This window comes from Alistipes sp. AF14-19, from assembly GCF_003461645.1.
Taxonomy (GTDB): domain Bacteria; phylum Bacteroidota; class Bacteroidia; order Bacteroidales; family Rikenellaceae; genus Alistipes; species Alistipes shahii.
In genome coordinates, this window is the sequence record NZ_QTXM01000023.1 from 28,286 (window position 1) to 40,657 (window position 12,372).

A 12,372-nucleotide genomic window follows, 5' to 3' on the forward strand; every position below is an offset into this window, starting at 1 on the left:
TGGCTGACTGTATTTCGTGAAAAGAGCCGTTGGAAACCCGCACAAGCGTATTGCAAGCAAGCTCACAACACCCTTGCCTTTCCCGCCCGCATGGAGTGTTCCCTAAAAGATGAAAGAGAACAGGCACTTTTCCCCAGTTTCCCTATTTGTAAATCTTCCTCTTACGCAGTCCCCCAGCCGGGACAGTCGTTTTAATCATTTCAATAGGCAAAGGTAGTTACGTGTTCTTCACGATTTTGCAAGGTCGAGCCGTTCCGGTTTGGCGAAAAAATCTTCCCTGCCTTGCGAGGTATTTTTTGCCCAAAACCTTGCAAACTCTAAACACTACCCTTTTACGCCTATGTGAAACGAAAACGACCGACCCGACCGGAAGACGCATAAAAAAAAAGTCGGATTTACGGGAAACAGGAAAAAAATTCAGTGAAACTTCAACTCCCTCACCTCTCAAATCCGCATAAAATTAAAAACTTAAAAAATTACAGCAATATGGAAGCAAAGGTATTATCGGAAGCAAAAGTTTATGTAGGCACTTATGCCAAGTACAACAACGGTTCATTGTCCGGCGCATGGCTCGACCTTTCGGACTATTCGGACAAGGAAGAATTTTATGAAGCCTGCCGGGAACTTCACAAGGACGAGGAAGATGCGGAATACATGTTTCAGGACTGGGAGAACGTGCCGGAGGGCTTAATCGGCGAAAGCTGGATTTCTGAAAACTTCTTCGCCCTGCGTGATGCGGTGGAGGATTTGAGCGACACCGAGCAGGAAGCCTTTTTCGTGTGGTGCAACTATAAAAGCCATGATTTGGGCGAGGAAGATGCGGACGACCTTGTACGTGATTTCCGGGACGAGTATCTGGGTCAATATGACGATGAAGAAGATTTCGCCTATGAAATTATCGAGGAATGCTACGACCTGCCGGAGTTCGCAAAGACCTATTTCGATTATGAAAAGTTCGCCCGTGACCTTTTTATGTGCGATTACTGGTTTGATGACGGTTTTGTGTTCCGTGCGGCATAACAACCAATCCGGGCGGGGTGTCAAAGCCCTGCCCGTTAAAAACGACCAAGCGATGAAACGGAAAAGCATTTATAAAATCCTTTGGCGGGTGTTGCTGCTCTGCCTTGCATGGCGGTTTACCAGCGTAGCCGGAGCAGGCACGGCGATAACGGCGTATATCGTGTTTTGTGCCGCCCGTTTCCTGCTCCGGGTCTGCCTTTCAGCCCTTTATGCGCTGGGCGTGGCTCTGCTTTTCCTGCTGTTGCTTTCTTTACTGATATTATAACCATTAAAAAAAATAGAACATCATGCAGTCACTTAACAAAAACGGGGTAAGCATTACCCAAACACCGGGAGAAGAAAAGTTCGTGAAATGCTGTTTAGGGGCTTTCAGGGGACAAATTTATTATCAATATGACTACCGCCACACGGACGGCGAACTTTTCAGCACGGTAGCCAAAACGCTGGACGAGTGCCGCCGCAGGCGTGACGAATGGATAGCGAAGAAGAACGGAGTAATAAACAAGTAAATTTTAGGGACATGAAAACAACAGAAGTAAACAAGGAGCTTATCGGCAGGCGTTGCGAGTGCATTTTTACGGGCTTAATGGTAACGGGCGTTATCGAGGACACAGAAGAAAACGAACACACCATAGAGGTAAAAGTCCGTTTCGACCACCCGCACCAGTGGGGCGATGATTTGTATAATGATGTGTGGGCGTGGGGGCGCAAAATAGACGAGTTCGGCACGCTGCACCATTTGCAACTGTTGGAGGATAAACCGGACTTTCAGATAATGACGGTAGTTTTCGGCGAACCAATCAGCCGGATAGACCGCAGTGTTTTTGAAGATGTTGCAACGTGGGGTGTCTGTTCCCTGCAAGGCTGGGTAAACAGCTATGAAAGTGTCCGGTTTGTAGCTATAGACGACCATACGGCAATCATCACGGGCGAATATAACATGGAGCAGGTAAAGGTGTGGTTAGAGAAATACACGTCCATAAAGAGCCTTAAAACCAGTTGATAGAAAACGGCGGCTGCTTGCCGCCGTTACTTTCTTCCGTGAGCCTGCCAGCGGGTGAAGAAAGTAACAAAGAAGCCTTTCGTTTTCCCTATCATGGAAACATCCCGCCGATGCTTCCCGGCGGGATGTCTGCCCGATATTTACGCTTTGCGTATCATTCCATACCCGGTTTCCCAAGAGGATGATAAAAACGAATGTCGCAACTATAAATCCTCATAGTGAATAAATTTTACACCAAGTATGCACACGGTTTCTTCTTCCTCGATGTCATATTTCCATGTCCGTTTATTGACAAGCATTTCCGTGTCGCAATCGAACCATTCCATTACAGGCGCATCATCTTCTTCGTCCGCCCATTTGAAAACCTGATTGGACGGCGTTTTCCATAATTCAGCACTGTCACGTTCGGAAATACAGTCCTTGTCCATAATGATGATGTCACCTACTGCCGGAACTGTATCTGTTTCCAACGTGGTTTCTATGTACCACGAGATGCCTTCTATATCCAATTCTATTTTTACCATGTCGTTTTATTATTAGGGGGTTATTGTTTCCGTTTCTTCTTCGCTGTTGTCATTATTAAATGATAGTGTAAGTTGCTGCATCTGCCCGAAGCTGTCGATGATATAAATGTCAATCGTCTGCTGGTCGGTCGATGCCGAGGTGTAGTAGAGCCAGAACGTTTCTTTCTCCAGCGGGTAGAGGTCATTGGGCAGGAACACCGTGCCGTTATCCATTTCCAGCTTCCCTTTGCCGTCCGGCTGGAAATACCTTATCTGATAGGTAGTCGGCTGGTAATAGCCGCCACGCACCAGTCGACAGCGTATTTCGGCGGTTTCCCCGACTTTCAGCCTTTTGGGTACTGGCAGTGTTTCGATGCTGAACGGGTACGCCTGCTGAATATCCAAGTTGTCATTACAGGCGGTGACAAGCACGAGGGCGGCCACGATGTAGCAGCCCATGATGATTTTATACATTACATTCTTCATATACATTATTATATAGCGGTCAGTTGATAATGAATTTCAGTCCCAAAGATACCTGCGTGTGGAACTTGCCTATGTCCGAGCCGAACAACGCCCGTTCCCTTGCACTGACAAGCAAGGCTATCCGGTCGGTCAGGTAGGCTTCCAGTTCCAGCGTCAGCGCACCGCCGTAGATGAAGCAATCCTTATCCAGCAAGGTAGAGCCGTCCGGCAGCAGCTTTTCGCTTCGGTTGCTTGTTTCGTACCCGGCGAGAGCCGACAATCCCAATGAAAGGAAAAAAGTCTTTCGCCTGTCCGATAGGAATTTCAGGTAATAGCCGCCCTCTGCGGTGAACTGTTCTACGGGTATCTGCATATCCTTGTAGTCATACTTCTTGTGCAGGTATTCGCCGCCAATCACCCAGCGGTTGGCGTTCTTGGTGTAAACGCTGTACGCCGCCCCGATGTGGTAGGCAAAATCCGTGTCGGAGTTCCAATGCACCCCGTCCGCCATGCCCGCCGTGACTTGCAAGCCTTTCATGCCCGGCAGGTATCTTTGCGCATGTGCCTGAAACGAGGTCAGGCACAGCGCAAAGAGCATCATTATAAAGATGTGTCTTTTCATTCCCTATTTGATTTTTAGTTCGTCAATCACTTCTGCGTTCACGATGTCGGCGTTCTCCACCCGTATGGTCTGATGCCGCCCGCCGTTCTTCTCGTAGAGTTCCACGACCAGCAGCTTGTCGTCAGGAATGGTGAACTTCGGCAGGGCGTACACCGTGCGCACGGTACTTTTTCCTGCAATCTCTATCACCTCGTTGTAGCTACGTACCGCATCCAGCACCGTTTCCTGAATAGCCGTGCGCTTGGGTACTTTCTTATCGGTTATCTTAAACTTGATGAAGTCGGTATCGAAAGGCACGTTGGAACTGTTCTTTGTCTGCGTGTGTACATAGAGCATCCCGTTATAGGTGTAAATCCCCTTGATTAAGAACTGTATGCCGAAACGCTTGCTACCCAAGTGGCGCACTTTCCGGTCATTGTTCTTGTAGATGCTCTGCATTATCAGTTTCACCAATAGCGGGCTTTCATTCCCCAGTTCCCGGAAATAGATGTTCATCCGGGTATGTGAGAAGTCGGACGTATCTTCATTCTCCAAGAAGTCTTTCATTTCGATGTTGAGCATTTCCGGTTCACGGGCGTACTTGGCGTTGAACGAAAAGAAACTGCCGTCCTCGCAGATAACGGAGAAGTTCGTTTCTCCCGGAAAGCCCTCTGTCGTGGCTTTCACCCTGATTACGTTCTCCGCACCGTCCGCCTTGCCCGCTATGATATGGTTGCTTCCCAAATCGACATAGCGGACGGCGGCGGGGAAGATGATATGCACCGTCTTGGCAAAGGTCACTTCCACGCCGTAGGGCGTAACCATTTGGCGGTACGGGAGTTTCCGGGTAATCCCCCGGTACAAGTCGTTGCCAGCCGCATACTTCACGGTGTCAGTGGTTTGTGCGTTTGCCGCACACACGCCCAGCAAGAGGGCGAACATTACAAAAATCTGTTTCATTGCTAATTGAAATTTTAACGGTTGATAAAATGGTTATTGTTGTTTGGCGTAAAGCATCACCCTGTACCCGGCTTTCAGCTTCACTTTCACGGTTCGGAACTTCTTGGCGAGGTAGCCGGACGTTCCTTGCAGCAATCCCCTTGTCACGTCCATAGCCACCTGCTGCCCGGCACTTTGGGCAAAGGAAATGCTTGTACCCAGCCCGCTTCCGATATTCGCCATAGCTTCGTTGAACGCTTCCTGCTCCATAGAGGACGGGACGGACAGCCCCTTTTGCCCGTCCGTGTCGAACACGGCGAGTTCCACCGGGATGATGTTGCCAGCGTACTCAATCGAGGACACCAGTATGTCAAGCCGCTCGCCCTGCACCTTTGCCGTCCCCGCCACGAGGGTATTCTTCGGCACGACTATGTTCCCCGCCTGCATGGGTTCGAGCAGCCGTAGTTTCACCGCCTGCCCGTCCGTCAGGGTTTGGTCTTGGTGGATGCAGGCGGCTACCGTGTTCTTTCCCATAGCGTACCCCGTGCCTACTGCCGTGTTGAAGCCGTAGTTTCGTGGCTGGCTGTAAGCCCGGATGAAGTCGGCATCGCTCATGGGCTGCCGCAATCCCGAAACGGTCGTTTCCCTGACAGCCTGCACCGCCACCGCATCCGGCTTGCGGTCAATGTCGCCCGTTACCGGGACTTGTGCGACTTGTCCCTGCCCGCCGTTCATGTACTTTGCCGCCAGCTCGTAGGACTTTTCCAAGAGTGCCATTTGGTCGTCAGCGGTGGGTGTGGCGTTCTGTTGTTGCAGCCTATCGGTCAGTTCCGCTACCTGCCGCTTCAAGTCCTCTTTTTCCTCGTCCACCGCCGGAGTTTCATAGAACGTGCTTAACTGGCGGTTGATGTCCCGGTAAGCGTATGCCGAAGAAGCACCGCCGCCCCTTTGGGGCTTCGCATCCTCTTCCGGCATCAGGTCGATTTCCGCTTGCGGTTCTTCCGCTTCATCGTTCCCGGTGAAACCGAAGTCCTGCAAGGACTGTATCTTCTCCTGCTGCCTGCGGCTTATCATCGCCTGTTCGTAAGCCTTTTGCTTGTCGGCTATAATCCCGTCCTCTGCGGGCAGGGGTATGTCGGCGTTGAAGCCGCCCACGCTTTCCACGTTCACGTCCTCTTTGCCGGAGGGTGCGAATATCAGGTACATGCACCCGGCAAAGGCAAGGAACATCAGCGGGAAGACTATCATTTTCCTGCGCTGCTGCACCTGCTGCGGGGTAAGTTCCCGTTTGGGTTTATCTTCCTTTTTCGGCTTCCCGTCCGCCTGCGGTACGGTCGTGCCGTTCTCATTCTTCTGTACTTCTTCCATATTGCGGTCTGTTTAAGGGGTTGATACTTTTGGTTGTGTCGTTGCCGTGCAACGGCAGTTGCCTGATGTGTTCTATTTGCAGCCGCCTGCCGTCCCGCTTCCCGATGTTGTAGATTGATGAAACGGTAATGTAGATAGACAAGCCGCCAAGGAAGAAGAACATCACGAGGATAACCGCCAGCCTTTTGCCCGGCGTAATCCGTCCGCACATTCGGCGCAGGCGGTCGTCCGCCCAGTCCCGCACCTTTCCGATGTAGTTTCGTTTTCTTTCCATAAGGCTATCTCTTAATGGTCTGCAAATCCTTGTTCTCGGTAATGGTGAACGCTTCGATGATGAAGCCGTGCGGGTTGTTGTCGCTCCGTGTGGCGTTGAGCAGGCGGCACGAGGTCACAAGGCTTCGCACCGTCAGGCTGCTTTCCCGGACAATCAACTGGCGGGCATACGTGTTCACCTTGTAGGGGTACTGGTCGAAGTCGCACTTCACGCTGTCAATCTCCACCGTCTGCGTGACGTTTCCGGAAATCACCCGGTTGTAGTAGCCCTTTTCCGCCAAGTCCTTGTAATAGTTGAAAGCGGTCTTGTCGGCGAGGAACAGCGAGCGTTTGATGTTGCTTTCGATAGCCCCCTTGTCGGGTGAGAGCGTGAAGAAAAGTTCGTGGAAACGCCGCACGTGCGACTTGGCTTCCACGGGTCTGTTCTGCGCCATGTCCTGCGAGAGTGCCAGCATCAGGCTTTTGCCGTTGTCGAGGACGTATATCTTCTGCCGCTGCTTTTCGGCGAAGCTGTACGAGTTCCACACGGCAAAGCCCGTCACCAGTGCGCACAGGCAGATGAATACCAGCGCAAAGAGCCTGATTTGCCGGAAACTCGTTTCGATGTTCGTTAATGACTTAAATTCCATATACTAAATATTGATGTTGGTTATTTGAGTAGTTTCCCGGTTACTTTCCCGCTTGCCGCACCGACCGCCGCCCCGGCGATTGACCCAGCCCGTGCCACGTTGCGGTTATAGGCAGACGTACCGCCAGCCGACACTATCCAGCTTGCCACCGTTGGAATGGTGAAGTAGCCCACGATGCCGATAATCATAAAGATTACATACACGGTGCTGCTCCCGTCAGGAATGAAATTCGGGTCTGAAAGCTGCTCGATGTCTTTTTGTAGCATCAGGGTTTGTATGCGTGCCAGCACGCTGCTGAACAAGTCCGACACGGGTAGCCACAGGTAAATGGATATATAGCGTGAAATCCACTGGGTCAGCGTGCTTTGGAAACCGTCATAGACGGAAATCGCAAACGCCAGCGGACCCAGTATGCTTAACACGATTAGGAAGAACGTGCGCAGCGTGTCTATAATCAGCCCCGCCGCCTGAAAGAGCATTTCCAGCAGTTCCCTGAACCAGTCCCGGACGGACTTCTTTATATTGTACGCCGCCCTGTCCATATACATACCCGTCATAGTTACCATATCGGAGGGCGACCAGCCCAGTTCTTCCAGTTGCCTGTCAAATTCCTCGTCCGAAGCGAGGTAAGCCGTTTCGGGGCTACGCATCAGGGCTTCATATTCCAGTCGGTCTTTCTGTGCCCGGTATTCGTTCATGTCGAAAGTCTGCGTTTCCATAAGTTGGTTGCACCCTTTCACCACTGGCGACAATACCGTGTTGATAGTCCCCAGCACGAACGTGGGAAAGAACATGATGCACAGCCCCAGCGCAAAGGGACGCAGGAGCGGGTACACGTCTATGGGTTCGGCACGTGCGAGCGACTGCCACACTTTGGCGGCTACATAGAACAGCGCACCCAGCCCGGCTATTCCTTTGGCTACCCCCGTCATGTTGCTGCACAAGGGCATCATTTCATCGTACAGCACCCGCAACACTTGGTGCAGGTTGTCAAAATCCACCGCTGCTAATAACATAGGCATACCGATTTATATGTTACCAGTAGCGTTCATCCGCCGAGCCGTAGAGAGCCAGCACCCGGTCTGTGTCGTTCTTCTTCTTTGCCCGCAGGTAGGACACGGATATGTTCTTTCGGGTGTAGTAGTTCACGAGGTTGCGGTAGTTGAGCAGGCTTTTGTAGGCGTTGTTGATTACCGCCAGCCTTTCGGCATCCGTCAGCGACATACCCGTCACGTTCACTACATTCTTCAAGTCCTGCAACACGTCCGCACTTTCGGAGAGCAGCTTGGCATACCCGGCTGAAATGGCGGTGAGTTCATCCGGCGTGTAGTTCGGGTCAGCCAGCATGTTCTGGTAGTTTCGCACGTAGATTTCGGATATTTCCGCCACCAGTTCAATGGACTTCTTCACCTTGATGCCGCCCTTGACAACATCGTGTACCGCTTTGAGCGCATCGTAATAGACTTTTCCCTGCTGGAAAATCTTCTGCGCTTCCATGAAGCCGTCCAGCGTGTTTTTGGCTGTGGTGGAAGTCTGCACTATCTGCTTGGTGGTGTTGATGATGCCCTGTGCCAAATTGCCGGGGTCTGACACCACCCACTGTGCGGATGCGTTGCCGATGAAGCAAAGGCATACCGCCATAAGGAGAATTGTTCTTTTCATGTTCCTGATTTTTAAGTTGTTGATGATTGGGGATTACGTTTGCTTTCTGCAAGCCTCTTGATAGCCAGTTCAAGGTTGCCGCCCAGCTTGTCGGCAAGTGCGAACAGTTCCATTTTCTCGCTTTCCTCTGTCGTGAAGGTGTAATATTCTTCCAATGAAACTTCTGTGGCGTACACCGCCGACTGCGTGCCGCCCAGCGAGAAGAAAACTTCCTTGTACTTCCGTCCGGGGTGGTTCGCCATGTTGATAGACAATATCTGCGAACGCTCCTTGTCGGTCAGTCCCAAGAGGTTCTGTATGCTGTCAAACTTGTTGAGATATTTTCTTTGGTCTAACAGGATTTTGCAGTCCGAGTTATTGATGATACTCTCTTTCACGATAGGGGAAGAAATAATATCCTCAATCTCTTGCGTGACTACAATCGCTTCCCCGAAATATTTTCGGACGGTTTTGTAGAGGTAGCGGATATAGTCCGCCATGTTCGCCGATGCAATCGCTTTCCACGCTTCCTCGATTAGTATTAACTTCCTTATTCCCTTTAACTTGCGCATCTTGTTTATAAAGGCTTCCATGATGATGATAGTCGTTACCGGGAATAAAATCTTGTGGTCTTTGATGTTGTCCAACTCAAAGACAATGAAGCGTTTGTGCAACAAATCCAGTTCCTTGTCGGAGTTCAGCAGGTAGTCGTACTCACCGCCACGATAGTACGGTTCAAGCACGTTCAGGAAATTGTTTATGTCAAAATCCTTTTCCCTGACGTTCTTCTGTTCAAGCTGTCGGCGGTAATCATCCCGGACAAACTCGTAGAACGTGTTGAAGCAGGGCGTTACCGAACGGTCTTTGCCTGTCAGTTCGATATAGGCACTCACGGCGTTTGACAACGCCACTTCTTCCGACCGCTTCGGGGCTTCATCATCCCGCTTCCACAGGGTGAGTATAAGGGTCTTGATGCTCTCTTTCTTCTCTATGTCGAATACCCCGTCCTCGACATAGAACGGGTTGAACGCTATCGGGTTCTCGTTGGTGTAGGTGAAATAAATCCCGTCCTCGCCGTGCGTGCGGTTGTGGATAAGCTGGGACAGCCCCAAGTAACTGTTACCCGTATCTACCAGCAGCACGTGCGCCCCCTGCTCGTAATACTGACGCACCATGTGGTTGGTAAAGAAAGACTTACCCGACCCGCTCGGCCCAAGTATGAACTTGTTGCGGTTGGTCGTGATGCCTTTCTTCATGGGCAAATCCGATATGTCGATATGCAGCGGGCGACCGCTCACCCTGTCCACCATTTTGATGCCGAACGGCGAAAGCGAACTCTTGTAGTTCGTTTCTTCCACGAACAGGCAGAGAGCCTGCCCCAAGAACGTGTAGAAACTTTCCTCTGCGGGGAAGTCCGCTTCGTTTCCGGGTATGCCCGCCCAAAAGAGCGTGGGCGTATCGACCGTGTTGTGGCGTGGCTTGCACTCCATTAGCGCAAGCTGGCTTCCCACATCGTTGCGTATGCGTTTGAGTTCTTCCCGGTCGTCACTCCATGCCATGACGTTGCAGTGGCAGCGCACCGATACAAGCCCCTTGCTGTGCGCTTCGTTCAGGTACTCGTCTATCCATTCCTTGTTCACTTGGTTGGCACGGGAATAACGGGAGAGCGATTGCATGTTCCGGGCGGTCTGCTCGAAGTTCTTCAGGTTTTCGGCGTGGTCGTCTATGAAGATGAACTGGTTATAGACGTGGTTGCACGACAACAGCACGCCCACCGGGGCGGCGAATGACAGTCGGCAGTCGCTCCGGTCAGTGGACAGCTTCTCAAACCGTGTGTCCGTCCCGACCTTTCCGGGCAAATCTTCCACGTCCGAAAGCGTGTGCAGGCACAGTATGTCGTCCCCGACACGCATTTCTTCCGGGTACAGCCCGATGTCTTTCAGGCAGGTGGTATCTGTCTGCGATAGCGAGAAGTATTTCTCGATGATGCCCGCCTTTCCGTCCTGCCCGGTGATTTCCGATGCCGCCAGCCGGGTAAGGGTGACAAACCCGCTGTCGTTCATAATCCTTTCAAACTGCCCGACCGCTTCGATGAACTTTGCCGCCGCTTCCTTGTCGGCTATCTCCTGCGGTACAATCCTGCCCCGGCATAGGGTGGAGAAGTCGCTCTGTCGGCGGCTTCTCCCCCTTGTCGTCTTTGTCAGGAACAGGTAGCAGTAATGGTTCAGGAACGGGCGTTCATTGAAGTGCCGTTCAAAGGAGCGGCTTAAAAAACTAAGCTCGTCCCTTTCCGTGTCGGGCTGGTAGTTCTCCTTGATGAAGAAGTCCTGCTTGTGTACTATGGAGTAGTCGGGCAGCACCTTGATTGCCTTGTACCATGCCGAATGTATGGCTTCGTACTCGGCACTGGTGACGGTGAACAGTTCGGGCAGTTCCACCCTGAAAGCCACCGTTATGTCCGCATCCTTTGAAATGATGCAGCCGTTCTCCACCGCCAAAAGGGGGAATTTCCTTTCCAGCGTGGTAGCCTTTAACATATTTCTCATGGTCTTTCTTCCTTTCTTTTTTTGTAGGTGAATAATCGGGGTATCGCCTTTCGGCTGATAATGAAGCGTGGATGCCGTTTGCGTGCGGCGGCTTTCATCAGCCCGTGCGTGCCGTACTTGGCGTTGAGCCGGAACGTCTGCCACACGAGCAGCAGCGAAGCCGACACGATGAAACCGATACATAGCCACTGGTTCACGCCCGCCATGAACAGGACGATGAACACCACGAAGACGGCGAGCAAGCCGCCGCAAAAGATAAAGAGGTACTGGCTTTTCAGCCCCTTGAACTCCACGGGCTTCCCGATACCCCTGTTTACCTGATATTTTTCGGGCTTAGCCCTCAACAACTCGTCAGACATAGCCGCAGGTTTAGAGGAAGAACGAGCGCAGGATAGTGGCGGCTACAATCAGGAAGATGCACGCCCCGAACCAACTGGCGGCGGTCTTTGAGGTGTCGGGGTCGCCGCTTGAAAACTTGTTATATACTTTTACCCCGCCAATCAAGCCGCAGACCGCCCCGATTGCGTACACCAGTTTTGTTCCGGGGTCGAAATACCCGGTGATTAGGTTCGTGGCTTCGGTGATGCCCGCCTGCCCGTTTCCTTGTGCGTAGGCACTTACCACGGCGGCAAGTATAGCCGCCGACAAGAAGATTTTCTTTCTCATTGTGATTTGTTTTTAATGCCGGGCGGCGGGTGGATAGTCCGCCTTTCCCGGCTGGTGAATAATTTGAAATTTTAGTGGTCGGGGATAGTCCCGTTTGTCTGTTTGGTTTTCAGGTTGCCAATCAACCGTAATCACGCTGTTTCATGCTGTCAGGCTTATACATTATTATATTATAGGAAATCGTTCATGTCGAACGCTTCGTGTTCCTTGCTTTTATTGCCAGCTTCGGCAGGGACAGCAGCCGCAGCCAGTTCCGCTTCGTTGCGTCCCAGCAGTTCCGCCACCTTTGCCAGCCCGCCGTTGATGTTCTCCACCACCGCATCGTAGAGGTTCGTCCCCTCAATCCTTGCCAGTGTCCCGGCGGCTTGCCGCTGTTCCGTTTCGGTGGGGTTGTCGGCGTTCGCCGTGCGTACCGCTTCGCCCAGTTCGTCAAAGCTCACGCCCGTAGCCCGCCCGGTATCATCGTCACCGTCCATGTACCCGGCTATTTCCTCGTCCTCGTAGTCGGGTTCGTCATTCTCGTAACCGGGCGTTTCTTCCGGCAGTCCGTCAGCCTGCGGCGCAAAAATAGTATCATTTTCAGCCGCTTGCGGGAGGTGTCCCGATTTGTCCTGCGCTGTCTGAAATTGTCCGCTCTTGTATCGGCTTTCACCTATCAGCGTGTATGTCCCGTCCTGAAAAAGGTTTACAAAAAAGAGTAAATCTTATGCAGCAAACA

The 12,372-nt window shown here is 51.8% G+C and carries 16 protein-coding genes and 1 pseudogene; 4 read left to right on the forward strand and 13 right to left on the reverse strand.

Going from position 1 to position 12,372, the window contains the following annotated elements; genetic code table 11:
* Positions 1–486: 486 nt before the first annotated feature.
* Genes DWW03_RS14570 through DWW03_RS14585 form a run of 4 tightly spaced genes read left to right on the forward strand, consistent with a single transcriptional unit; the run spans position 487 to position 2,023 of the window.
* Positions 487–1,020, forward strand: coding sequence for an antirestriction protein ArdA (locus DWW03_RS14570; RefSeq protein WP_007754113.1), 534 nt, complete (start codon positions 487–489; stop codon positions 1,018–1,020).
* A 52-nt stretch (positions 1,021–1,072) separates the two neighbouring features.
* On the forward strand, positions 1,073–1,285 hold the full coding sequence (locus DWW03_RS14575) for a hypothetical protein (protein WP_007754115.1): 213 nt from the start codon (positions 1,073–1,075) through the stop codon (positions 1,283–1,285).
* Between the two features lie 22 nt (positions 1,286–1,307).
* On the forward strand, positions 1,308–1,529 hold the full coding sequence (locus DWW03_RS14580; RefSeq protein WP_007754116.1) for a DUF3873 domain-containing protein: 222 nt from the start codon (positions 1,308–1,310) through the stop codon (positions 1,527–1,529).
* An 11-nt stretch (positions 1,530–1,540) separates the two neighbouring features.
* Entirely contained in the window at positions 1,541–2,023 is a 483-nt protein-coding gene (locus DWW03_RS14585) for a DUF6956 domain-containing protein (RefSeq protein ID WP_028728958.1), read from the forward strand.
* A 203-nt stretch (positions 2,024–2,226) separates the two neighbouring features.
* Here the strand turns inward: DWW03_RS14585 and DWW03_RS14590 are convergent, their stop codons facing one another.
* The 13 genes and pseudogenes from DWW03_RS14590 to DWW03_RS14650 all read right to left on the reverse strand — a co-directional run.
* Positions 2,227–2,547, reverse strand: a complete 321-nt coding sequence (locus tag DWW03_RS14590) for a hypothetical protein (RefSeq protein ID WP_007754121.1) — start codon at positions 2,545–2,547, stop codon at positions 2,227–2,229.
* A gap of 12 nt (positions 2,548–2,559) precedes the next feature.
* Positions 2,560–3,018: a DUF3872 domain-containing protein gene (locus DWW03_RS14595; protein WP_007754124.1), complete on the reverse strand. Its 459-nt coding sequence runs from the start codon at positions 3,016–3,018 to the stop codon at positions 2,560–2,562.
* A 13-nt stretch (positions 3,019–3,031) separates the two neighbouring features.
* Positions 3,032–3,613 (reverse strand): conjugal transfer protein TraO, encoded by a 582-nt coding sequence (locus tag DWW03_RS14600; RefSeq protein ID WP_007754126.1) that lies wholly within the window; start codon positions 3,611–3,613, stop codon positions 3,032–3,034.
* A gap of 3 nt (positions 3,614–3,616) precedes the next feature.
* A complete protein-coding gene (gene traN, locus DWW03_RS14605; RefSeq protein WP_007754128.1) occupies positions 3,617–4,552 on the reverse strand; it encodes a conjugative transposon protein TraN in 936 nt (311 codons plus the stop codon).
* A gap of 33 nt (positions 4,553–4,585) precedes the next feature.
* Positions 4,586–5,899, reverse strand: coding sequence for a conjugative transposon protein TraM (traM, locus tag DWW03_RS14610; RefSeq protein ID WP_007754131.1), 1,314 nt, complete (start codon positions 5,897–5,899; stop codon positions 4,586–4,588).
* Positions 5,877–6,173 carry a TraL conjugative transposon family protein gene (locus DWW03_RS14615; protein ID WP_007754134.1) on the reverse strand — a complete coding sequence of 99 codons (297 nt, stop codon included), beginning with the start codon at positions 6,171–6,173 and terminating at the stop codon, positions 5,877–5,879. Before DWW03_RS14615 ends, traM begins: the two co-directional genes overlap by 23 nt.
* 4 nt (positions 6,174–6,177) lie before the next feature.
* Positions 6,178–6,801, reverse strand: a complete 624-nt coding sequence (gene traK, locus DWW03_RS14620) for a conjugative transposon protein TraK (RefSeq protein WP_004325451.1) — start codon at positions 6,799–6,801, stop codon at positions 6,178–6,180.
* A gap of 20 nt (positions 6,802–6,821) precedes the next feature.
* Positions 6,822–7,817, reverse strand: a complete 996-nt coding sequence (gene traJ, locus DWW03_RS14625) for a conjugative transposon protein TraJ (protein WP_028728967.1) — start codon at positions 7,815–7,817, stop codon at positions 6,822–6,824.
* Positions 7,818–7,836: 19 nt separating this feature from the next.
* On the reverse strand, positions 7,837–8,463 hold the full coding sequence (locus DWW03_RS14630) for a DUF4141 domain-containing protein (protein WP_007566703.1): 627 nt from the start codon (positions 8,461–8,463) through the stop codon (positions 7,837–7,839).
* An 11-nt stretch (positions 8,464–8,474) separates the two neighbouring features.
* Positions 8,475–10,988 (reverse strand): TraG family conjugative transposon ATPase, encoded by a 2,514-nt coding sequence (locus tag DWW03_RS14635; RefSeq protein WP_118406936.1) that lies wholly within the window; start codon positions 10,986–10,988, stop codon positions 8,475–8,477.
* Positions 10,985–11,347 carry a DUF4133 domain-containing protein gene (locus DWW03_RS14640; protein ID WP_007566699.1) on the reverse strand — a complete coding sequence of 121 codons (363 nt, stop codon included), beginning with the start codon at positions 11,345–11,347 and terminating at the stop codon, positions 10,985–10,987. Before DWW03_RS14640 ends, DWW03_RS14635 begins: the two co-directional genes overlap by 4 nt.
* A 10-nt stretch (positions 11,348–11,357) precedes the next feature.
* Positions 11,358–11,654: a DUF4134 domain-containing protein gene (locus tag DWW03_RS14645; protein ID WP_004308755.1), complete on the reverse strand. Its 297-nt coding sequence runs from the start codon at positions 11,652–11,654 to the stop codon at positions 11,358–11,360.
* A 170-nt stretch (positions 11,655–11,824) separates the two neighbouring features.
* A pseudogene (locus tag DWW03_RS14650) lies at positions 11,825–12,319 on the reverse strand (hypothetical protein); the annotation flags it as partial.
* Between the last annotated feature and the right edge of the window lie 53 nt (positions 12,320–12,372).